This is a genomic window from Acinetobacter portensis (assembly GCF_009372215.1).
GTDB lineage: Bacteria > Pseudomonadota > Gammaproteobacteria > Pseudomonadales > Moraxellaceae > Acinetobacter > Acinetobacter portensis.
Window position 1 is genome coordinate 1 of the sequence record NZ_LWRV01000037.1, and the last position, 22,650, is coordinate 22,650.

Sequence of the window (22,650 nt, forward strand, 5' to 3'; positions counted from 1 at the left end):
ATACTTTTTGAAACACCACCACCTTTTTTCTGCATGAACCGTACCAGGTTTGTCGGAGACTTTTTTATTTAAGTTAGGCCACCTGACCTAACTTAAATCTCACTCGATGGCTGGGGGGCTCCAGAATTTTGGTGGCTATTCAGTACATCATTACCTACATTCCAACTAGCCCAGGTTATAATAATAGCCACTCAAAATACGATTGATCTATTATGAACACCTCCAATGCCCCTTTACACGGCAAAAAACTTGCTGACATTTTGGATGAATTATTGGATTACTACGGTGGCTTTGAAGGCTTGAGCCGCAAAATTGAAATTAGATGTTTTTGTATAGACCCAAGTATTAAATCATCATTACGATTCTTGCGTACCACACCATGGGCACGTGAAAAAGTAGAAAGCTTATATTTGTACGTCTTACGCCAAAAGGCCAAACAGAAACCGTAGCCTCAGGCAACACCCCTCGCATCATAAAATTATACCAGTCAGTAAAATATCTTTAGATTAAGCACATGCATGTTGGTTATTATTGTTGATTATCACAATAAATTAGTGACCATAAATCAAAGTACCCCACCCCACCTTAAATTACGTCACACAAAATAAAAACTCTATATAACTGTTATATATAGAGTTTATTAATATGCCAATTATGTTATTTAGTGTATTTTATGTCGGTAACTCTTGCCAAGGTTGGGGTCATTTACTATCTTGGTTACTTTTATGAAAAAGGCATCATTGTTCCGCAAAACCATCAAAAAGCCTTTGAGTACTATATGCAAGCACATGAATACGCTGCAGCTCAAAACATCATTGCAAAGCTATATCAAAATGGACTTGGTGTAGCACAAGACAATACCAAAGCATTTGAGTGGTTTCTTAAATCAGCTAAAACAGACTACGTTGACTCACAACATGAATTAAGCAATATGTACCTTAAAGGCATTGCGGTCGCCAAAGACATTAATCAAGGCGTGTATTGGGCTGAACGAGCAGCCAATTTAGGTTATGACAAATCTCAATATGTTCTTGGGTCAATGTACGATAAAGGTGATGTTGTACCTAAAGATTATAAAAAGGCATTGGACTGGTACACTAAGGCGGCTAATCAAGGTAATGCTGAAGCCGCAAAAGCTCTTAAAAACAATGAAAAGTGAGTTAATTGCAAATAATTAACCCAGCTAGCAGTTTATGAAATAAAGAAAGGCAGTTAATCATCTGCCTTTTTTTATTCTTTTCAGCCTTGGTATAAACGCGAGTCCAAACCTATCGATCTAGGCCCACGTGAATATATAAAAAAAAGCCACCCGAAAGCAGCTCATTTGGTAATAAAGATAAATTAGAATTTCAAGCGTAGGTTTTGCTCAACGCGCTCAATCAGCACCTTTGGCACATTTGATTGTACGGCGAGAGATGTCCAACTTGAAACCGCCTCAATAACTTCTTCCAAGATCTGACGAATCCGCTGTTCACTAAAGATTGGACTTAACTTCTCGAATGACAGGAAATCAGCCATTTCAAAATTGTCACGTTTTCCGTTAAGAGTCATCCAATGTTGATCTACCCAAAAAGAGTTCGGCTTATAGCTATATGCCAAGTCATAAGCTGGTGCCAATTTCCATTGATTATCTACAAGCATGTAGCCAAAGTTCTTTGAGTGGTCATCGTGGTTACGAGATACCACGTTGAATACCATGCGTCTAAACAACTGTTCTGCCTCGGCTGCAGTCAAACGCAAATGACGGTTCACGTTAAATATTTCTTCGTAAGAGAAAGACCCCGGCTTTTTATAATCCACATGCGCCAATCCATTCAGGGATTGAATATGAATCTTCTCATTACCCACGCGATCAAAACGCTGCGTGATGAAATGTTGACGATCACCCTCTTGCAGCAACTTACATGGCATCATTTCAATACCGCATTTTACGGCCATTTGATGATAAACATACTCCATTGCGCCGTAGCCCATAGGATCACCAAAAGTTTCTTTATTGACGTTATGCTCACTCACACCATCAAACTTCATCAAGTAGTGCGTAAAGCCATCTGGAACATCTGTTTGACCTGAACGGACTTGGCTGTAATCCTCATTAAATGCAAGTACTGCTTTAGGGCGTGCGCCACCTGCACTTGTACCTACGGATAGAAGCGCAAGCATAGCATCCTTGTCTTCTGCACCATCATTCTTAAGATCAACCTCTAAAGATGAACGAGTATCCAATACATCTTGAGCTATTTTAATCAATTCAAGAATTTCGACTTGTTGAGATGCATTAAAGCCTGTCATGGCTTTTACAGGGTGATATTCCAGTGCACCCATACCACGCTTACCTGTATATTTCAGGCGTTCTAATGGGGTGATAGAGTCAGGAGATCGACCGTTACGTGCTGTCCACGCATTTAAAATTCGATTACCGAAGTCATCAGGCAGCGAGTCAGCAAATAAGCCTGCCAACCCCTTAAATGTCTCAGGGTTTAATGTTGGGAATGAATAAACACCCTCACCCAAAGGCATAAACAGCGGAGAAAGCTCGATACCACTGTCTAGAAATGTCTTAGAGTATTCAAAGGCACTTGGCTGCCCCTCTGTATACGCCATCACCCCAACATCCATACCAAGATATTCAACGCTAACTGTATCTCTCACCATCCCAAATCATCCTTATTCGCAGTTAATATTTTCTTGTTGTTCGAGTTAGCCTTATGTTCACCCGAAGCCTTTTTACGCTCTTTACCTTGCAACTTATGGAGTTGAATTGGCGATATTGGTTGGGGCGGTAAAAACAGATCTATCTGGTCCCTCATGTTTAGAGCATCCAAATATGCGATCAAATTTTCCAGTGTGACTTTCCCTTTCTCAGCATTAATAATTACACGTCTCTCTAAGCCGGATATCTCAGATATCTCAACTTGAGTTAAATCTTTATTAAGCCGAGCCTGCTTGATACGCTCACCAATTTCTAAAGCTTTTGCATGGCTTGAACTCGTAGATCTAAAGCCCATTGTTTAATACCATTTTTTGTACCTAACTAGCATATTTTAGCACATTAGTACCATTTTGTGTACTAAACGAATTTTGTATTTTAGGGTAATAAGTGTTATTTTAAATGATAAATATCGCATTGATGTACTTACATGAAACCGCACGATTCAAATCATAACGACACCCAAAATAGTACACCTGCAAACAAGGAATAATTGAGCTGCATAGCGAAGATATTGAAGTGTTGCGCTTACTTGTTGAAAGCTTTGTCACGATCCGTCATCTAGCTGGTCCAGCCTTCAGAACGCTTACCGATAAGCAAAAATTAGATTTAATTTCAAACATTGCAGATGCGAGTCACAACCTACCCAACGTCTTATCAAAAGGTGGTCATCAATCTTGCCTTAATTTTCTTATGGCAGATGCAACCCACCTTCGTACTCAGCTGTTAAAACTACGTGACCTCAACCAATAGGTCACTCCCATAAACAAAAAAGGTTCATAAGAGATGGAAGTAGCTGAAAAATTAGTTTGCCCTAAATGTCAGGGGCAACTAGCCATTTGGTTTGAGATGGCGACCGAGTATTCAAGAAAAATCCACCCCAAGACTGGTGAAATTAAAACTCGTATAAGCAAATCAGAACCCGAACGAACGGAACGCCAAGGTATTAAATGCACTGAATGTGAATGGCTTGAATCATCTGACGACTTTAGCGAAGAAGCAGCTGAAATTATTGATAAGGTTAAAATTGATCTTGATGACCCTTCTCACTAGAATCCGCATAAAAATTCACGGCGCATAGAATAGAATCCTCTTTAATGCGCAATTTTTACTACACATCATTTAGTACAGTATTTGGTACAATACGCATGTATTTAATTTGTTATGTACACTTTATTGTACTAAACAACATTGCTTAAAGTTGCGGTTTTAGCTCATTTTCTTGCGCTAAATTGACAGATTTCTCGCGCCATTATTGTTGCCAATTTAATCAACAAGCATCGTATATACGATAGCAAAGCCCTTTATCAGCCTGCATTGATGTATCACCAGGCCATTGACATACTCCCACCACCAAGCTAAGAGCTATGGTGGGGGAATCTTTGCGACCCATGCAATCTTAGAGATTGCACCTTTCGATACCGCACTGCGCTGACAGTATGGCGGTACAGGAACTCTTTATACAGTACTATGTCCTAGTGCATCAGCTAAAGCGAAATTGCGTATATTCAAGCTTGCATTCAAATCACGATCATGCACTGTTTCACAGTCAGGACATTGCCATTCTCTTATGCTTAGTGGCAATTTTGTCATAGTATAACCACAACATGAACATGCTTTAGAACTTGGAACGAATCTTCCAATTTGTAGCACATTCTTACCGAACCATTTTGCCTTGTATTGCAATATCGTAAGAAATTGACCCCAAGCCACATCCGAAATGGACTTGGCTAATTTTCGATTTCTTACCATGTTTTTTATCCCTAAATCTTCTACAGCATACGTGGTCGCTTGGTTTTCACAGATCAAGTAATGCGTGAGTTTGTGATGTAGGTCTAAGCGTTGCAGGCGCACTTTTTCATGGATGAATGCAACACTTAATTTTTGACGTTGATAATTCTTTGATTCTTTCTTCTTTCGAGCAAATATCTTCTGCTGTATGGATAGTCGGTTTTGAGCCTGTCGCAAGTATTTTGGATTTTCAACCTTATTACCATCGGATTGAATGAGCATGTGATTCAAACCCATATCAATTCCGATGGTTTGATCAGCTTGAATTGTTGTTGATGCAACAAGTTCTAACTCTGACTCGACCAAAATCGAAGCATAATACTTACCTGTCGCTGTTTTGCTAATGGTGACAGTTTTGATTTTCCCATTAAATACCCGACTAAATACAGTTTTTATCCCTTTAATTTTAGGTAGATGAAGTAATCCGTTCTCAAAGCTCACTGTTGCGTGCTGAGGGCATTGATAAGACCGTTGCGGTATTTTCTTGGATTTGAACCGTGGGTAGCCGACAAGATGACTTAATGGGCGTTTTTCATCAGGATTTGGTTTATATCCTTTGATCTTTCTGAATTCAACCTTGCCTTTCTTTAATCGCTGAAAAAAGTTGTTGTAAGCAGTGTGTAGGTGAAGTAACCCACTAAGAAGTGATTGACTATTCACCTCGTTCAACCATTCGAATTCAGGTTGTTTTTTCATGGCAACTAATTGGTCTTGAATATCCTTTTTTGATAATAATTTTTGAGTTTCAGAATGAGCTTTAGTTTGAAGTGCTAAAGCCCAATTGAAAATAAAGCGAGTGCATCCGAAGTGCTTTTCAAATTGCACTTTCTGCTCAGAAGTAGGATAGATGCGATATTTATACGCTTTCAAAAAAGGTTGTTTCATGGTTATAATTTAGCAAATTAATTGCTTAGTGTAAATGTAATGAAGTCACATTATCACTGTGTTTATAAACTTACATATCATTTAGTGTTGGTAACAAAATATCGCAAGAAATGCCTTTCAAATGAGATGATCAATCGGCTTGAAGAAATTGTAAAAAAGAACTGTGCTGATTGGGAGATTGACTTGATTGAGTTCAATGGTGAAGCTGATCATATTCACTTATTGTTAGATATGCACCCGAATATCATGCCAAGTAAATTCATCAATAATCTAAAAACTGTATCAAGCAGACTGATACGCAAGGAGTTCGGTGAAGAACTAAAACCTTATTATTGGAAACCTGTGCTTTGGACGAGGGCATACTGTCTACTTACAACAGGTGGAGCGACAATTGATGTAATTCGAGAATACATCCAAAACCAAGAAAGACCCGACTGAAAAGGCGTGCTATCCATCTCCATCTAAATCACAGATTATAGATGGAGAATTCCGCACATTTAGTTAAACAAAAAATCAATGTTTAGGGATTAATTTAATGCCACGCGATTATTAAAATTCAGTAATTTTGAGTATTCAGCTTCTTCAATATCATCTTGATCGGTTATTGGATAAAACTCACTTTCAGCAGTACGGCAGATAACTAAACTAATAAAACTATATGCAGCCAAAGTGTAATCAAATGTCTTCAACCTAACCCTATCTATTGTTTTACCCTGTAGTCCTGCAAAATTTTTATAATTAGCCAATTTTTTATCTACAACATAAGAATGTTTGATCACATTGTTTAAAACCCGAAGCTCATCAATCAGCTGGTATGAAAGTGCATTAGACACATTTAATCCACGATCACGTAAGTAGTTCTCAATCTCATGCCATTTGTGCGATAAACGCCTACCCGGATAATACAAACCTAAACAGCGATTAGTGAATTGCTCAATTGTGGCCCACAAATTAATCACTAAACTCTCATCAGCCAATGAACCCACACGGCGATTTTGCTCTTTGTGATTAAAGTTTGGCGATACCATTCTAAACCCAGATACCATCTCTAGATCATCCTCAATATCATCAAACAAGTTACCGCAATCTGAATTAAATTGTTCAAATACAGAGTCAACAACTTCACCATTATTTTTATGCGCGGACATCGCAAACCTGTGAAACATTACTATGTCATCTATGCGCTGTATGGCCTGCGTTTTTAATGACATACGCTCCATGACGCATTCACCCACAGGATAACGACATATCTCCTTGACCATTAACCTTACATGGTTATTGGTTTTACAAAATTGCTCCATTTCCAAAAGAATTTTCGGTTGATCCATTACTTTACCTTTCTTTTATTTATTACACTTACACAGCGCACTTCCTCTCAAGTCAATTTAAATTATGCACCAACCCTGCAAATAGGCTCAAGAGCTTAAAATCTCTTACAAATATAATTTAAAAACACCCATAAAATACTGCTTAAGTCGGTTAATCGGTATATAATGACCGTATTGAGGAGATTTTTCATGAAAAGAGCAGCAAGTGATTTTATGCTTGAGGGTGTTGAAGATCTGTTAGTTCAGATCGGGAGTAACATTAAAACAGCACGCATGAACCGGAATATGACGATTAGCGAATTGGCTAACCGTGTGCATGTGGATGAAAAGACAATCTCACGACTTGAAAGCGGCAAACCCAGCTCTAACCTAAAAAATCTTATTTCCATTCTCGTTGTATTTGGCTTGGAAGACAGTTTGCTTAGTATTGCGAACCCACAAAATGACGAAGTTGGAAAAGCACTCGCTACCAAAAAAGTTCGAGTCCGCGCTAATAATAAATCAGAGGATATGAGTGATGACTTCTAAAAACCTATCCATGCAAGAAGAAATTAAGAGCTGCTACATTTTTTTGGATACAGGCGATACGCCGCAAGTTGTTGCTCAATATGCGCTCAAAGATTCAATCTATAATTTTATTTATGGTAAGAGCTATTTGGATCTCAATAACTCATTTGAGCTTGATCCAATTAACCTACCATTTATTACACCCAACACGGCGTACACCACTGCAGCTAAAGATGGCTTTGGCGTACTTGCAGATGCTACGCCCGACAATTGGGGTCGTAAGCTTACGTTAACCCAGCACACTCGCGTACCACTCAATCAAATTGAATGGCTTATTGCGGCACGTGGTAATGCAGTTGGGTGCTTAGTGGCGAGTTTGTCTTCTAAAGCGGTCAAAACCGTTGGCAAAGAATCCTTTGTTAAATTCTCTGACTTACAGGCTTACTTAAAATTATCTAAAGCAGTTGATCAGCACCAAGACCCGAACATGATCAGCATGATGACCGATAATTATTTATCAAAACTCATTCACCATGGGTCATCAATGGGGGGTGCGCGACCTAAAGTGGTCGTACAGCACAAAGGCATTGAGTGGATTGCGAAATTCAATAAATCCGATGACCTCTTTGATAATGCAAAAGTTGAATATGCATCAATGAAGATGGCGCAAGCTTTAGGTTTGAATGTCAGCAATGTCGAGCTTGAAGAAGTTGAAGGCAACCCTATTTTGCTTGTTGAGCGCTTTGATCGTAACTGCCCTGAGCGAAAGAAACACTACATCAGCGCACACAGCCTTATGAACATCCGTAAAGTGCGCGTAGACGACTTAAAGATGTCTTATATGCATTTGTCTAAGATCTGCAGTCAAATTTGCCATGACGCAATCAGCAATCAATTAGAGCTATATAAGCGCATGGTCTTGAATGTGATGATCAGTAATACAGATGATCATTTAAAAAACCATGGCTTCTTAATGCATGACATGAAAAATCATCATTATTCACTCAGCCCTCTATTTGATGTTCTACCGCACGGATCTCGCGCATCTTACCCAAAAGAACATGCGATCGCCGTGGGAGAAGAAGGCCGAATCGGAACGGCGCAAAATCTATTGAGTCGCTGCAATGCCTTTGGGTTAACCGAGTTTCAGGCAAAAGAGATCATAAAGAATGTTCGAGATGTACTTGAGTCAAGAGATGAATTCTTTAAGGATGCTGAAATGAGCGACTACCAAATGAGACAACTGGACCATTACTACAATCTAGGCAACTAAAAAACCGCCCATTTGAACTGAAACCCAAATCTTGGACAGTTTAGTTAACAACAGGATTGAGTTCTGAATTGAACAAGGCTCAATCCTTTTAAATTTAGTTGTATTCTTTCATGATTATAATAATGGATGTAATCATGAATTGTCCGTTGCATCATTGAGGTTCTTACCTGTTCCCATAAATGTGATTGGACCACTTTCCTCAATCTCAGTTTGTCCCCAACGCGCACCTAAAGCTTTCACTTTTTCACGCTCTTCCTTGGTAAATGGACGTGCCATTGGTGGTAAGTCATCTGGTGCTTGAAGTAAAATTGGGCCGTCAATTGTTAAGCCTTTAATCACTTCTACTTTTAATTCTGTTCCGCCTGAAACGTCCATGGCATGTCCTGCAATTTCACCATTGCCTTGTTGCGCATGCATATCCCCAATGTAGACACCTGCACCTGGTACTTTCACAGGACAAATCAAAATACAGCCTGGATGAATCGAATTGGTATCCATGTGACCGTCTGTTTTGGCTGCGATAAGTTCTTCATCAGTCATTCCGAATTTATGCGGTGCATCAATCAAATACTGACCAAAGTCGTGGCAGTTTTGAGAGTCTGGTAAGTCACGTGAAGGTGTCGTACCAATATTTCCGAGGAATGGACGCATATGCGCAGCAACCCCAGGCATAATAGCCTGAAGTGCTGACACCCAGGCATTTACAGACAGAAGATACAGTGACTCCATTCACAGCTAGATCTTGAATTACCGTGTACTTTTCTTGGCATGATCTGTCAGAAAGTACACATGCGCTTTTTTTAAGATGTCATTGGCTTTCCTGAGCTGTTTGACTTCTTTCTCTAATTCTAGGATCCGCTGTTGTTCTGGTGAAAGTTGACGTTTGCTTGAACCTGCCGGATTGGTTTCACGAATTCATTTATCTAATGTTGAATAACCCACACCTAATTTCTGGTAGATTGCAGCTACTGACTCGTGTGAGTTTGAAAGTGCATAATCAATTGCTTGCTGTTTAAATTCAGGACTAAAACGTTTGGCCATTTCTTGTATCTCCAAAGTTAACGTTACGTTATCTTTAGAGGGAAGTACTGTCCATTATTTTGGCTAGGATCAGTTTCAGTTTTTTCATTTTTCCTCCTAGGTAACACTACCTAGAAGGGCTCCTCTGCAAAATAATATATCATCTTTCATCCTACGAATTACACATTCATATTTAAAAGTACCACAAAGTAGTATAAAATAAACTACTACAAGGTAGTATAAACACAAGCAATGTATACAATATGTGAAACCCCTTTATTTACCAAATACTGTCTTGTTTATTGGACTCAGGAAGAATATGAGGAATTTAAAACATTCTTGGCATTAAATCCTGAGGCCGGGGATGTCGAACCTAATTCGGGTGGTATTCGTAAGATCAGATGGACTAGCGGTGGTCGAGGCAAAAGTGGTGGTGTCAGAGTCATCTACTTTAATCGTTTAACGAATGGTGAGATTTGGTTATTAACCTTGTACAGTAAAAAGCAAACGGTACAACTTAGTAAGAAAACCCTTCAAGTATTGGTGGAGAAATTAAATGACTCGTTTAATGACTGAAAAAGAACTAGAAGCCTTTGAAGCAACAAGAGATATTGAAGCTGAAATCTTACAAGGCATCGATGATATGTTGGCAAATAATGCTGCAAAAAGAACAGTAATTACTGAAACAGATGTAGCTTTAGCACGTAGAAAGGCACAGCTGACACAAGAACAGTTTGCTAAGCTCCTTGGTGTTTCCAAACGTACATTAGAATCTTGGGAACAAGGTGTGAGAAGACCTTCTGGTGCAGCAACATCATTAATTAGGTTATTTATTGTTGATCCAACGTTTGTAAAGGAAAGTTTAGCTTAATTTACATAGCTATTAGTAGAGAGCTATTTCCTTTCAGTATATTTGAGCATGATTGTGAAGCATTTAGGATTTGTAGGAAAATTGACTGAATATATTGGATATACTCATGTTGAAATTGTTAATAGCTCTTTACGACTATCTTTCAAGGTATCATCGAGAAACAACTTAGAAGAAATGTTCAAAAAAATGGTCGAAAATAACTATGATTTACTAATGGAAACATCAGAGAAAATAGAATTTGAATTAGATAGTGATGTTCTTAAAAAAATTGAAAAAATATCGGAAGAACAAGGTATTGAGTTTGAAGAATATGTGCAAAACACTTTGATTAAGCTCATTAACCAATGTGAATTGATTGCCGATCAGCCTTAGTTTAGGTGTGTGATTCATAGACATCATTTCAATCTAATGGGTGTCTATGAACAGAGAAATTCAACAAAGACTCGTATGGGTTAAATTATTTGAAGAGACCAATGATACTGGCCTAGTCTGTCGGAGATGTGGCATTTCCAGACCAACGTTACGCAAGTGGTGGAAACGATATTCTGAGCAAGGTATTGATGGGTTAAGTAGCCAGAGTAGACGTCCCTTAAAATCGCCAAATACTAAAATCAGTGCTGAGCGGCTTTGTTGCACAAACCTATCTGTAAAGGCTTTTTCAGCGATATAATTTTCAAATGAAGAAGCCTGCACACAAAATCTACCGCACAACCAATTGGCCCGCATATAACCGAGCACTTATGAGTCGCGGAAATATTGCCATTTGGTTTGATCCTGCTACGCAATGGTATGCGCCATCAAAAGGCAAACAAGGGCGAAATCAAACCTACTCCGACGCAGCCATCCAATGCTGCTTAATGATCAAATCTTTATTTAAATTGTCTTTGCGAATGGTCAAAGGCTTTGTCCAAAGTCTGATTAAGCTTTGTGGATTAGATTGGATAGCGCCAGATTACTCCACACTGTGCAGAAGACAAAGGCATATCGATATTGCAATTGGCTATCAAAAAAGTAGTGGTAGTCTCCATCTACTCGTAGACTCTACTGGCCTAAAGTTTTTAGGTGAAGGTGAATGGAAGCGTAAGAAACATGGACCTGAATATCGTCGCCAATGGCGTAAGCTTCATATTGGTATCGATGCTGAAACCCTTCAAATACGTGCTGTACAACTCACCGCAAATAATGTCAGTGATTCACAGGTACTGGAAGATTTACTTGCTCAAATCCCTTTAGATGAACAAATCGATTCTGTCTATACAGATGGTGCTTATGACACAAAACGATGCCGTCAGGTCATTGCAGATCGGCAAGCACATGCGGTGATTCCACCTAGAAAAAATGCGAAACCATGGAAAGATACAAAGAGTAGCTCGCTAGAGCGAAATGAATTACTTCGAACAGTTACACGTTTAGGCAGGACACTATGGAAAAAATGGTCCGGCTATCATTGCCGAAGTTTGGTCGAAACTAAGATGTACTGCATTAAATTATTAGGCGATAAACTCAGTGCAAGGAGTTTTGATAGCCAAGTGAATGAGATTCATACACGTGTAGTAGTCCTCAACAGATTTACGGAATTAGGTCGGCCACTTACCCAAGTTACGCCTTAAATTTGGCTCAATTAGGGGCGCTTTGCATTTCAAATCTTTGTGCAACAAAGCCATGATAAATAAAAAGCCTATTTTTAAAGAAATTTAGCATACGGCATAGTGAAAACAACAATAGAGCAATTACTCAACAATAAACATTAACATCAATTATTTAGATCATATTCAATTTTAATAAAAAGACAAATGTGTATTAAAAATAGCCATCATACGTCTATTTTTGATTACAAAATATAATGAGGGGATTGCTTCCCATTTCATACATTTTTCATATATAAAAAGACATACTATTTTTAAGGTTTTTCTAAACCAATTTTTTTACTTCATAATTTTTAACATCATAATTAAAGGTGAACCATGCAAAATAAGAAGCGCACCCCATTAGACGCGCAACAGTCCCATCTTTGGATTATTGGTGGTGGTATCGCAGGTATGGCTGCTGCTGCATTTGCAATCCGTGATGCCAAAGTCCCTGCCAAAAATATCCATATTTTAGAAGAACTCGATATTTCAGGTGGTTCGATGGATGGTGGACATACACCGCATGCCGCGCAAGCTTGGGTAACACGTGGTGGGCGAATGCTGACCGATGAAACTTATTTGTGCCTATGGGACTTATTTTCCAGTATTCCATCTTTGGAAAATCCAGACATTTCGGTGCGTGAAGAATGTCGTGAGTTTAATGAAAAAGTGAAAACCCACGCCAATGCACGGTTGATTGATGCCGAACATGTCATTGCGGATGCAGCAAAGCTTGGTCTGAATACGCTACATCGTGCACAGATGCTGCGCCTATTAGCTTCAAAAGAAGAAAAAATTGGCAGTCGCCGCATTGATGAGTTTTTTGATGAAACCTTTTTTGAAACCAATTTCTGGCGCATGTGGCGCACGACTTTCGCTTTTCAAAAATGGCACAGTGCAGCAGAGTTAAGACGCTATTTCTTGCGTTTTATTCAAGAATTGCCACGCATTCATACCTTAGCGGGTGTGAAACGTACCAAGTACAACCAATATGACTCGATGATTCTGCCCCTACAGCGTTGGTTAGTCGCACAAGGCGTCGATGTGCGTTTTGGACACTATGTCACAGATGCAGACTTCATTACCAATGCTGAAACTCAAGAACGCTACGCTTCACGCCTATATGTACAATTGCCTGAAGGCTCAGAGCAAATTAATCTGAAAGCCAATGATTTAGCTATTTTCACTTTAGGCTCTATTACAGCAGACTCACGTTATGGCGGTAATCATGACGTGCCTGCCCTTATTCGTCATCGAGAAGATCATGGCTGGACGCTTTGGGAAACGCTGGCACAAAAAGCCCCAGACTTTGGCCGTCCAATGACTTTTTATGGCAATGTCGATGAACATAAGTGGGAGTCTTTCACTCTGACCATGAAAGATGACGTGCTACTTAAACGTATTATTGACTATACAGGCAATGAACCAGGCACAGGCGCACTCATGACTTGGTATGAGTCGGGTTGGCATTTATCCATCGTGGTTCCTGCACAGCCACACTTTGCCGACTTACCTGAAGGTTTATATACCTTATGGGGCTACGGTTTCCAAATTGACCATATAGGCGATTACATCAAAAAACCAATGTCCGAAGCCACGGGGCAAGAAATCCTAACAGAACTGATTAAACAGCTCGGTTTTGACGACATTTTAGATCATGTTTTGGCAACGACTGATGTTACTACCGCCATGATGCCATACGCCTCTGCCCTATTCGCCTGCCGTAAACCGGGGGATCGTCCACAGGTAATTCCACAAGGCTCACAAAACTTTGCTTTCCTTGGACAGTTTGTGGAAATTGAAGATGACGTGGTCTTTACTGTGGAATATTCAGTTCGTGGGGCGATGCTTGCCATTTATGAATTTTTTGGGGTGGAACGTGAAATCCCTGAAATTTACAACGGTCTACTTGATCCCAAAGTGGGTTTAAAAGCTTTAGAAACAGTGTTCCACTAAGTTTTTAATATATAGCGATAAGAGCACCTTTATGTCGCCACTATTACATAGTTTAATTTAAGCAACGTTTGGATACACGAGTGTGGCAGGGATGCCACACGTTATCCATCATAATAGGGATGTTATGTATGGGTAACAAAGGCTTTTGCTTTCTTTTGGCTTATCAAAAGTAAGGGTATTGCCTACACAAACACCTTTTATACTTTATTGAAAGTTGAGGCCGTGTACGCACCTAATTTTAAATTGGATAAAAAGAAAAATTAGATAAAACTTTATATCTCATTCGTAAATAAATTGACTAATCAACATAGGAAAAACATCTCCACGTTTTAAATAATACTCCGAAACTGACTAAGTGCTTTTCTATCTTTTTCTCATGATTTTAGATTTCATAAAAATTACCTCTGTACACGACAAATTTCATAGGATCCTTGTCCTATCAGGCTTTTTCTTTCTTAAAATTGCTAGCACTTTCTTAAATTCTTCTTTTTTTCCAAAACCAATCAAACGTAGAATAGCCATTTGAACATAGTCCAAACCGTAGCGAAATAAACTTACTGAAAGTCGTCCATGCTTCTTTATTTTTATCGCTTTTTTCCGATCATGTTGCCATTCACCTGTTAAATAGCACCAACAGAAACCGATAGCTAGCACTGCTATCAATTTCTTGACTCGTCTAGGGTCTGTTAAACGAGTATTTTCAAGATTGAATCCACGTCCTTTGAGACAACTAAATAACGTTTCGATTTCCCAGCGTAATGCATAATCACGAATAGCAGAAGCATTAAACATAGGAGAAACAACAAGTAAAAGCTCTCCATCTTCTAATCGTAGCGCACTAATATACAGTTTCACTCGACCAACCCAAATACGTCGTTTACGACATTCAGTTTGACCAACTTGAAGATGACGAAATAAATCACTAATTTTATGATTCTTGGCTAAGTGATTGGTCACAATAAAGTTTTTTTAACACGTATACAGAAGTTAATGTCATTTTCAATTAACCATGTAAACCATTTCTCACCGATAAATTCTCTGTCTGCAAACACATTCACAATACGATCTTTAACAAAAATGGAGATAAAGCGTTGAATCAAAGCAATACGCTCTTTTGTATCTGAATTTCCACGTTTATTGAGCAATGTCCAAACAATAGGTATCGCTATTCCACGATAGACGATGGCTAACATCAAGATATTAATATCTCGTTTTCCCCATTTCCAATTAGTTCTATCCAAAGTTAATTGGACTTTATCGAATGAAAATATATTGAAAATTAACTGAGAAATTTGACGATAATCGAAATACTGATCTGCAAAGAAGCGTTGTATACGTCGATAAAATGATTGTGGTAAGCACTTGATGGGTAAGGCTTTAGATGCAGAAGAAAGATTACATGTCTGTTTTTACAATTAATGCAAGCATAATCAGTGTAAAACATTTTGCATGTGACTTGTTCCACTTTAGATATTTGTTTAAGATGAGATGTAACCCATTGAAATGTGTCATCATATTCGTCGTCAGAAAACAAGTATTATGCCATTATTTCAATGATTTATCTTTTTTTGTCGTGTACAAAGAAGTTTAATATATTTCTTTAAATGCTATGTCCAGTGCGTCATCAACAGATTTATCTTGTTGTACAACAATTTGTCTAACTTTTCTTAGCTTCAGTCAGATATAAGACACGCCCATCTTCCTGCATGACACGGGTATGTTCTAAATAATACAGATTTGCTCTTTTTGAATGTAGAATCGCTTTTAGATCAGATGGATTAAGTTATTCCATTTATCCACTGGAGCGAAAAACCTCGTGGTTCAGCACGAGGATATAAGCGACTGGAGTAAACCATATGAACGACACGAAATGTCGTTTTAAATACTTGTACTATAGTCACTATTAAGAAAAATACTGTTAAAATAATTGGATGAAGACACTCAAATTACGCATAAAAGACAAACATTGCAAGGTGTTAAATCAGTTAGCATCCGAAGTAAATTTTGTCTGGAATTATGTCAATGATTTGTGTTTTAAGCATCTACAACGTAAACAACAATTCTTTTCAGCATACGACATTGCAAAATACACGAAAGGCACATCGAAAGAATGCAACTTGCACAGTCAAACTATTCAGGCAGTGACAGAAGAATTGGTCACAAGACGCAAGCAGTTCAAAAAAGTAAAACTAAAATGGCGTGTCAGTAATAAAAAATCAGCTAGACGTTCACTAGGTTGGATACCGTTTAAAAAGGTTGCAATCAAATATGCTGATGGCTATGTTCAATATGGCAAGCATCAATTTAAACTATGGGATAGTTACGGATTAAGTCAATACAATATCAAAACAGGCACATTCGTAGAAGATAGTCGTGGACGTTGGTATGTTTGTCTTGTAGTTGATGCAGTCAAAATAGAAAAAAACAACGCTAAAACCTCAATTGGCATAGATTTAGGTTTAAAAGATTTAGCGACTTGTTCAGATGGCGTAAAACTTAAAGCACCTCAAATCTATCGGCAATATGAACAAAAACTTGGTATTGCTCAACGTGCAAAAAATAAGAAACGTGTCAAAGCCATCCATGCCAAGATTAAAAATGTAAGACAAAACATGCTGCATCAATTCAGCCGAAAATTGGTGAATGAACATGCAGCCATCTTCGTTGGCAATGTGAATGCCAAAGCATTAGCACAAACCAGATTGGCTAAATCAGTGCTAGATGCCAGTTGGACAACACTAAGAACCATGCTCAAGTATAAATGCGAGAACGCAGGGGTATGTTATGAAGAAGTCAATGAAGCCTATACCACCCAAATTTGTTCGTGCTGTGGCTCACGCTCCAGTAGTCTGAAAGGTAGAGCAGGACTTGGAATAAGAGAATGGCAGTGTGTGGAGTGCGGTACGCTCCATGATCGGGATGTAAATTCCGCACTGAATATTCTTGCGCTCGGGCATGAGCGTCTAGCAGTAGGAATCTCCTTTAGGTCTGGGAGGATGTCAATTTCTCCTTTTGAATATTTAATCAAAAAAATTGCATAAAGAAGTTAGTAATTTAGCAATACGACAAGTTATGACGTTTAAAATGATTGCTTATAGTGCAAATTAAATGATTCTAAATCAGAGTAGGAAATTTAATATATATCTACTATAATAAATAAATATAGCCAAAATAGAAACTAATATTTTATTTTAATACATATATGAATCAATATTGCACACTTCAAATTTTTCAAAATAACGAATGGCAAGATTGCGCTATCGTTGAATTAATTGCTAATCAAGAGCAGGGCTGGAGAGCATCTACACGAACGTCATACTTATTTGAATATGCTATTGAACATATGGATTTAAGGGATGGTCATGCTCTATCATTCCAATTTCCAGTCAATGTACAAAACAACTTAGAAAACCAATGGCCAGCATTTCTCATGGACTTGCTACCTCAAGGTTATGGGCGAAAGGAGCTTTTAAATCAGCTGGGTTTTTCAATTAATGCAGAAGAACAAGCTGATTGGCCCCTACTGAAATCTGGGGCAGGTAATCCTATTGGTAATCTACGAATTAAAGAAGCTTATGACTGGCTTCAAGATCATTTTCCGACAGTGAAACCTCGTGGATTTAGCCTAAGCGAAATAATTGAAAGGAAAGAAGATTTCATTGAGTCACTTGCATCATATGGCTTATTTGTTGCTGGTTCTTCAGGTGTTCAAGGTGAATGGCCTAAACTATTACTAACACAAGGATATGATGGTCTGTTTTATTTAGATCACAGTCTTCCAGATGAACTAGCAGCAAAGCATTGGCTAGTTAAATTTAGTCGTGGAAATGATCAAAAACTGGAAAAAATACTGTTACATGAAGCAATTTACATGAAAATAGCTCGGTATTTAGGTCTAAGAGTGTTCAACGACTTGGAACTTCACCAGAGAACGCTATTTATTCCACGTTTTGATCGTCAAATTATCAATGGTAAAGTCGAAAGAGTTGCACAAGAAAGCCTAGCCTCTTTAAGTGGTAAAGCTGGCTTCGGCGTTAAAATGACACATAATCAAATTTGTACATTGATCATGGAATGTTGCTCATCACCAAAAGCTGAAATTTTTGAATATTTGAAACGAGATATCGCTAATGTTGCATTAGGAAATAAAGATAATCATACCCGTAATACCGCAATTCAACGTTTAAATGACGGCACAATTCAATTAACACCCCTCTTCGATTTTGCACCAATGTGGCTTCATCCTGACGGAATTGCACGTACTACACGTTGGGAAAAAGATGACCATGGAGGAATGCCTATATGGGGATCTGTCATAACGCAAATAGAAGAATGTACAGGAATAGATTCAACTGAAATTAAACATACAATGATTCAACAATTGCCACTGTATGAAAATTTGCTCGATGAAATGAAAAAAATAAATATAGATGATGAGATTCTACAAAATAGTCATCATCGTATATTAAATATATGCCAACAGATTCAGGAGCTTTCTAATGGATAAACGTTATAAGCCTATGACGGCAATCGAGCAAATGAATAAACGCTTACAAGTCTTAGAAAATATAAATAACAATCCTGAGTGGCAAATTTACCAGATTGCATCATACATTAGAAAAGAACTACATTTAACATTAAATGAAATGAGTAAAATTACTAAAATAGCACCACAGACTTTACAGAAAATGGAGCAACCTGATAGTAATCCAACATTAGATTCTATAAATAAGTTGTTAAATGCATTTGGTTTAAAATTTATTATTAAATCAAAATAGTTTAATTTAAATTACCTATAAACTAGATTTTGATTTATTTTCTAAATAGTCACCCCACCACTGCATCATATCAGCTCTTTGTTGAATATAATCTGCATGGTTATAACTAGCACGTGTTTTATTCTTATCTACATGTGAAAGCTGAGCCTCAATCCAACTATCTTGAAATAAGCCAGAATCATTTAAAATAGTACTGAATGTTGATCTTAAACCGTGTGAGGATAGCTCATTTGTTTTGTATCCCATCTTACGAATGGCTGAATTTATTGTGTTAAAATGCAATGGCTTATCTTTAATTTTTGGGCTGGCAAAAACATAACGATCGCCTTGTGACCACTCTAGTGCAGATCTAACAATGCTCACCGCTTGCGATGATAACGGGACTAAAAAATCTGGAATATCATAACCTGCTATCACTTTTCGACGATATTGCTTGATATGTAAAGCAGGTATTTTCCAAATTTTGTTGTCAAAATCAAAATGATGAGGTTCTGCAGACAATAACTCTGCCCCCCTGACTCCAGTATATAATTTAAATAGGATTGCTTTTTTTATAATCGGATCTGTATTTAGTTGAGTTATTCTAAGAATAAAATTAGAAATTTCTTCATCTTTTAAATAGGGATAATTTTTCTTTAATTTCCCTTTCAATAATATTTTATTGAGACCATAAGCTTGATTATAATCACAGTATCCCATTGCAACTGCAAAATCATAGATTTGATTTAAATAGCTATACGCTTTTTTTACAGGTTCCTTAACTCCCCTATTTTCAATCTGCTTAATTACCTTAACTAAATCAGTTCTTTTAATTTTGCTAAAATCTATATCACCAATAACGGGATAAATGTCATTTATTAAACATGCATTCGCCAATTGGATTACACCACCACGTGGTTGATCTTTAAATGAATTATTTGTTTTAAACTCTAACCATTCTTCACAAACAACTTTAAAAGTTTGAATTTTCTCCTGAACTAAATTTTGTGTAGAAAATTTAGTTGCCTTATAGGAGTCTCTGGCCACTCTAGCCTCTTTGAGATTCATCTCAGGATATGTACCTAGAGTGACTCGTGGTCTTTTACCCGTTTCTGCAACTGAATATCGATAACTCCAAGACTTTTTTCCATTAGGATCGACTTTTAAGCTTAAACCATCATCATCAGCTAAAAAGTAAATTTTTTCTTTTGGATATGACTTTCGTACTTGTGTTTCCGTAAGACTCATAAATTTTTATAAACCAGCATAATGATCCCCATTATCTTAATTATATCAAAAATAAGCATTATTATGTGATGCGTATATTACGCATCATATAAATATTTATATATATGTTTTTTATAAATATTATTGTGGTATTCCACATTGTAGTAACCAAAAAAGTAACCACTGTTAAAATCTGTATTAAGCAACAAAAATCAGTGATAGTTAAACACTATTCTGTAATGGGTTTGTTTTACAGACCTAGTAACCGAACCTTAATTATTTGAGGCAATATTTCGGTTCTGTCGCATTAAGTCGATCTGCAGCTACTATTGAATTTTGTAGGAGCTGAATATGTCACCAAGGGGCTCAGTTTTTAAATGCCGTTAGGGGGTTATTTTTACACTGCCGCTAACAGAGCTCCGCCTGAGCGAAAAAAGCGGCTGCTTTACGTAGAATTTCATTCGCACGTTGCAGTTCTTTATTTTCGCGTTCCAGTTATTTGATACGTTCTTGGTCTGAAAGCTGCTGTACTTTAACTGGATTTTGTTTATCTAAATATTTTTGATACCAAACACGTAGTGTTTCGGGAGTACAACCCTTGCGCAGTATACTGCTCAGGGAGCAATAGCTGTGATCGCAGCCCAAGTAGAAGGATAATCTTTTTCGGATTCAATCAATAATTGAACCGCTCTTTCTCTGATTTCAGGGGTATATTTTGGTTTTGTCATCGGGACATTCTCTCAAGAAAGTTGGTCTCCGACAAACCCGGTACGGTTCAGGCGAAACTTGTCTTAAATAATGGTAATTCGTTATCTTTAAAATAGAGAACGCCCGATGAAATTCATTGGGCGTTTAATTTAAATAAGTGTTAGCTTATTTTATAACTAGATGTACTTGTCAATCACGACTCTTTTTCTAAACTGCCTTTAAAAAATCAATCTTACTATTTTTGACTTTTCACACCATTTTGTTCAATTTGTACTGCGGCTTGCCAGCTAGGTAGTTGGCTTAAACCTGCTACATAACGTTGGATATGAGGATAATTTTCACCTTGTCCCATATGATGAACTAAAGCATGTAGTCCAAAGCCCATCATAAAGTCAGCACCGGTTAAACGGTCTGCCACTAGAAATTCTTTATCTTTTAAATATTCATTTAAATAGCTAAATACTTTATCGAACTCAACTTGAGTATAATTTTCTAGAAATACCAACTTCGTACCCTGCTTGGTTTCTATCGCATTAAACGTTTTTAATAAAAATGGCAGCATAGCAGAGCTTTCTGAGAAATGAATCCACTGTAGATAATCGACATAGGTAGGTTCATCCATATCTGGTGCTAAATGCGGCGCAAGTTGCTGAATTAATAACTCAACGATTGCGCCTGACTCTGCAATAACTTTGCCATCCCATTCCAATACTGGAGATTTCCCTAAAGGATGGATGGTTTTTAAAGAGTCAGGGGCCAAATGCGTGTTTAAGTCACGATAATAGCGTTTCAGCTCATAAGGCTGCTTGATTTCTTCAAGTAACCACAAAATGCGAAAAGAACGTGATTGATCTAAATGATGTAGTGTAATCATGATAATTCCTAAATTTTTACAACGACTTTGCCAAAGTTTTCGCCTTTCAACATACCATTGAAAGTATTGATCGTGTTATCTAAACCTTGCACCATATGCTCTTTATATTTGATTTTTCCGTCTTTCAACCATTCAGACATTTGCTGATAGAATTCCGGATACTGACTGCCATAATCATCAAAAATAATAAAGCCTTGCATGCGAATACGCTTTTTTAAAAGGGTGGAAATAAAGCCAGGTAAACGGTCTGGCCCTTGTGCTTGCTCGGTAGCGTTATACTGGGAAACCACACCACACACCGGTACACGTGCCGCAGAGTTAAGCAATGGCCATACCGCATCAAACACTTTACCCCCTACATTCTCATAATAAATATCTATACCGTTGGGAACTGCTTGTTGTAATTGTTCTGCAAAATTTTCATCATGATGATTGATACAAGCATCGAAGCCGAGTTCTTCTACTGCATAACGACATTTTTCAGGCCCACCTGCGACGCCAACCACGCGACAACCTTTAATTTTGCCAATCTGTCCAACCGTAGCACCAACAGGTCCCGTTGCAGCTGCAACGACTAAAGTTTCACCGGCTTTAGGCTGACCAATGTCCAACAGCCCCATATAAGCAGTAAATCCTGGCATTCCCAAAATACCCAATGCCCAAGATGGATGTTCAGGTTGCATACCTAGGCTTTGACAGGCAGTCCCAACAGAAATTGCGTAGCCCTGCCAGCCATTTCCGGAAAGAACCCACTCGCCTTCTTTGAATTTTTGGTTTTTAGAGGCCACTACTAGACTGACTGTTCCACCGACCATCACTTCACCAATTTCAACCGGTGCTGCATATGAAGGAGCATCACTCATGCGACCACGCATATAGGGATCGAGTGACAAGTAAATGGTTTTTAACAATATCTAGCCTTGTTTAAGTTCATTGAGTTCAACTTGTTCAATACGAAAATCGCTGTGTTTTGGCTCACCCACTGGCCGTTTAGCTAAAACGATGCGTTGATTAATAACTGTTTTCAAACATATAACTCCATGTTTTATTTAGAAGTATTTCTCTTCACAATTAAAAATTATGATTAAAATTTCTGGTGGTGTTTCCAAAAGTAT

At 37.9% G+C, this 22,650-nt stretch carries 22 protein-coding genes and 6 pseudogenes; 16 read left to right on the forward strand and 12 right to left on the reverse strand.

Annotated features, from left to right (window positions below; all coding sequences use genetic code 11):
• Positions 1 to 212 precede the first annotated feature (212 nt).
• A complete protein-coding gene (locus A6M14_RS03185; RefSeq protein ID WP_152873590.1) occupies positions 213 to 449 on the forward strand; it encodes a VF530 family protein in 237 nt (78 codons plus the stop codon).
• Between the two features lie 224 nt (positions 450 to 673).
• The gene (locus tag A6M14_RS03190; protein ID WP_152873591.1) at positions 674 to 1,159 is read left to right on the forward strand and encodes a tetratricopeptide repeat protein; all 486 of its coding nucleotides are present in this window, start codon (positions 674 to 676) and stop codon (positions 1,157 to 1,159) included.
• Positions 1,160 to 1,341: 182 nt separating this feature from the next.
• Here A6M14_RS03190 and A6M14_RS03195 read toward each other — a convergent pair whose 3' ends face one another.
• Both A6M14_RS03195 and A6M14_RS03200 read right to left on the reverse strand, forming a co-directional pair.
• Complete coding sequence (locus A6M14_RS03195) at positions 1,342 to 2,655, reverse strand: type II toxin-antitoxin system HipA family toxin (RefSeq protein WP_152873592.1); 1,314 nt, start codon at positions 2,653 to 2,655, stop codon at positions 1,342 to 1,344.
• Complete coding sequence (locus A6M14_RS03200; protein WP_111886073.1) at positions 2,649 to 3,008, reverse strand: helix-turn-helix domain-containing protein; 360 nt, start codon at positions 3,006 to 3,008, stop codon at positions 2,649 to 2,651. The genes A6M14_RS03195 and A6M14_RS03200 overlap by 7 nt, the downstream gene beginning before the upstream one ends.
• Before the next feature lie 221 nt (positions 3,009 to 3,229).
• Between A6M14_RS03200 and A6M14_RS03205 the strand changes: the two genes are divergently transcribed.
• Both A6M14_RS03205 and A6M14_RS03210 read left to right on the forward strand, forming a co-directional pair.
• A complete protein-coding gene (locus A6M14_RS03205; protein ID WP_152873593.1) occupies positions 3,230 to 3,463 on the forward strand; it encodes a hypothetical protein in 234 nt (77 codons plus the stop codon).
• Between the two features lie 33 nt (positions 3,464 to 3,496).
• Positions 3,497 to 3,763, forward strand: a complete 267-nt coding sequence (locus A6M14_RS03210) for a hypothetical protein (RefSeq protein WP_111860974.1) — start codon at positions 3,497 to 3,499, stop codon at positions 3,761 to 3,763.
• Positions 3,764 to 4,168: 405 nt separating this feature from the next.
• On the opposite strand, the gene A6M14_RS03215 is transcribed toward A6M14_RS03210, so the two are convergent.
• Positions 4,169 to 5,386 (reverse strand): RNA-guided endonuclease TnpB family protein, encoded by a 1,218-nt coding sequence (locus A6M14_RS03215; protein WP_152873594.1) that lies wholly within the window; start codon positions 5,384 to 5,386, stop codon positions 4,169 to 4,171.
• 39 nt (positions 5,387 to 5,425) lie between these two features.
• On the opposite strand from A6M14_RS03215, the gene tnpA reads away from it, so the two are divergent.
• Positions 5,426 to 5,824: an IS200/IS605 family transposase gene (gene tnpA, locus A6M14_RS03220; protein ID WP_152873595.1), complete on the forward strand. Its 399-nt coding sequence runs from the start codon at positions 5,426 to 5,428 to the stop codon at positions 5,822 to 5,824.
• Between the two features lie 89 nt (positions 5,825 to 5,913).
• Here the strand turns inward: tnpA and A6M14_RS03225 are convergent, their stop codons facing one another.
• A complete protein-coding gene (locus A6M14_RS03225) occupies positions 5,914 to 6,714 on the reverse strand; it encodes a hypothetical protein (protein WP_152873596.1) in 801 nt (266 codons plus the stop codon).
• Between the two features lie 189 nt (positions 6,715 to 6,903).
• On the opposite strand from A6M14_RS03225, the gene A6M14_RS03230 reads away from it, so the two are divergent.
• On the forward strand, positions 6,904 to 7,242 hold the full coding sequence (locus A6M14_RS03230; protein ID WP_111886070.1) for a helix-turn-helix domain-containing protein: 339 nt from the start codon (positions 6,904 to 6,906) through the stop codon (positions 7,240 to 7,242).
• A complete protein-coding gene (locus A6M14_RS03235) occupies positions 7,232 to 8,494 on the forward strand; it encodes a type II toxin-antitoxin system HipA family toxin (protein WP_227554839.1) in 1,263 nt (420 codons plus the stop codon). Before A6M14_RS03230 ends, A6M14_RS03235 begins: the two co-directional genes overlap by 11 nt.
• A gap of 44 nt (positions 8,495 to 8,538) precedes the next feature.
• On the opposite strand, the pseudogene A6M14_RS03240 reads toward A6M14_RS03235, so the two are convergent.
• The 3 genes and pseudogenes from A6M14_RS03240 to A6M14_RS03250 form a co-directional block, all read right to left on the reverse strand.
• Positions 8,539 to 8,631 (reverse strand): annotated as a pseudogene (locus A6M14_RS03240) (IS3 family transposase); the annotation flags it as partial.
• A complete protein-coding gene (locus tag A6M14_RS03245) occupies positions 8,627 to 9,223 on the reverse strand; it encodes an acetamidase/formamidase family protein (protein ID WP_152873597.1) in 597 nt (198 codons plus the stop codon). The gene A6M14_RS03245 and the pseudogene A6M14_RS03240, both read right to left, overlap by 5 nt.
• Positions 9,159 to 9,535 (reverse strand): annotated as a pseudogene (locus tag A6M14_RS03250) (transposase); the annotation flags it as partial. The pseudogene A6M14_RS03250 and the gene A6M14_RS03245, both read right to left, overlap by 65 nt.
• 231 nt (positions 9,536 to 9,766) lie before the next feature.
• On the opposite strand from A6M14_RS03250, the gene A6M14_RS14355 reads away from it, so the two are divergent.
• The 6 genes and pseudogenes from A6M14_RS14355 to A6M14_RS03280 all read left to right on the forward strand — a co-directional run bounded on the left by A6M14_RS14355 (position 9,767) and on the right by A6M14_RS03280 (position 13,969).
• Complete coding sequence (locus A6M14_RS14355) at positions 9,767 to 10,090, forward strand: transcriptional regulator (protein WP_152873598.1); 324 nt, start codon at positions 9,767 to 9,769, stop codon at positions 10,088 to 10,090.
• Entirely contained in the window at positions 10,071 to 10,385 is a 315-nt protein-coding gene (locus A6M14_RS03260; RefSeq protein ID WP_152873599.1) for a helix-turn-helix domain-containing protein, read from the forward strand. Before A6M14_RS14355 ends, A6M14_RS03260 begins: the two co-directional genes overlap by 20 nt.
• Before the next feature lie 48 nt (positions 10,386 to 10,433).
• The gene (locus tag A6M14_RS03265; protein WP_152873600.1) at positions 10,434 to 10,757 is read left to right on the forward strand and encodes a hypothetical protein; all 324 of its coding nucleotides are present in this window, start codon (positions 10,434 to 10,436) and stop codon (positions 10,755 to 10,757) included.
• A gap of 46 nt (positions 10,758 to 10,803) precedes the next feature.
• A pseudogene (locus tag A6M14_RS03270) lies at positions 10,804 to 11,004 on the forward strand (helix-turn-helix domain-containing protein); the annotation flags it as partial.
• A 58-nt stretch (positions 11,005 to 11,062) separates the two neighbouring features.
• Positions 11,063 to 11,995, forward strand: a complete 933-nt coding sequence (locus tag A6M14_RS03275; protein ID WP_152873601.1) for an IS5 family transposase — start codon at positions 11,063 to 11,065, stop codon at positions 11,993 to 11,995.
• Between the two features lie 354 nt (positions 11,996 to 12,349).
• The gene (locus A6M14_RS03280; protein ID WP_004883953.1) at positions 12,350 to 13,969 is read left to right on the forward strand and encodes an oleate hydratase; all 1,620 of its coding nucleotides are present in this window, start codon (positions 12,350 to 12,352) and stop codon (positions 13,967 to 13,969) included.
• A gap of 420 nt (positions 13,970 to 14,389) precedes the next feature.
• Here the strand turns inward: A6M14_RS03280 and A6M14_RS03285 are convergent.
• A pseudogene (locus tag A6M14_RS03285) lies at positions 14,390 to 15,481 on the reverse strand (IS4-like element ISAba33 family transposase).
• A gap of 419 nt (positions 15,482 to 15,900) precedes the next feature.
• On the opposite strand from A6M14_RS03285, the gene A6M14_RS03295 reads away from it, so the two are divergent.
• From A6M14_RS03295 to A6M14_RS03305, 3 genes are all read left to right on the forward strand, one after another.
• Positions 15,901 to 17,010 (forward strand): RNA-guided endonuclease InsQ/TnpB family protein, encoded by a 1,110-nt coding sequence (locus A6M14_RS03295; protein ID WP_111886101.1) that lies wholly within the window; start codon positions 15,901 to 15,903, stop codon positions 17,008 to 17,010.
• Positions 17,011 to 17,171: 161 nt separating this feature from the next.
• A complete protein-coding gene (locus A6M14_RS03300) occupies positions 17,172 to 18,476 on the forward strand; it encodes a type II toxin-antitoxin system HipA family toxin (protein ID WP_111886100.1) in 1,305 nt (434 codons plus the stop codon).
• Complete coding sequence (locus A6M14_RS03305) at positions 18,469 to 18,747, forward strand: helix-turn-helix domain-containing protein (RefSeq protein ID WP_004871362.1); 279 nt, start codon at positions 18,469 to 18,471, stop codon at positions 18,745 to 18,747. The genes A6M14_RS03300 and A6M14_RS03305 overlap by 8 nt, the downstream gene beginning before the upstream one ends.
• Positions 18,748 to 18,762: 15 nt before the next feature.
• Here A6M14_RS03305 and A6M14_RS03310 read toward each other — a convergent pair whose 3' ends face one another.
• The 4 genes and pseudogenes from A6M14_RS03310 to A6M14_RS03330 form a co-directional block, all read right to left on the reverse strand.
• Positions 18,763 to 19,974 carry a tyrosine-type recombinase/integrase gene (locus A6M14_RS03310; RefSeq protein WP_111886099.1) on the reverse strand — a complete coding sequence of 404 codons (1,212 nt, stop codon included), beginning with the start codon at positions 19,972 to 19,974 and terminating at the stop codon, positions 18,763 to 18,765.
• 408 nt (positions 19,975 to 20,382) lie between these two features.
• A pseudogene (locus tag A6M14_RS03315) lies at positions 20,383 to 20,681 on the reverse strand (transposase); the annotation flags it as partial.
• Between the two features lie 215 nt (positions 20,682 to 20,896).
• Complete coding sequence (locus tag A6M14_RS03325; RefSeq protein WP_152873602.1) at positions 20,897 to 21,535, reverse strand: glutathione S-transferase family protein; 639 nt, start codon at positions 21,533 to 21,535, stop codon at positions 20,897 to 20,899.
• Between the two features lie 8 nt (positions 21,536 to 21,543).
• Positions 21,544 to 22,563 (reverse strand): annotated as a pseudogene (locus A6M14_RS03330) (NADP-dependent oxidoreductase).
• Positions 22,564 to 22,650: the final 87 nt, after the last annotated feature.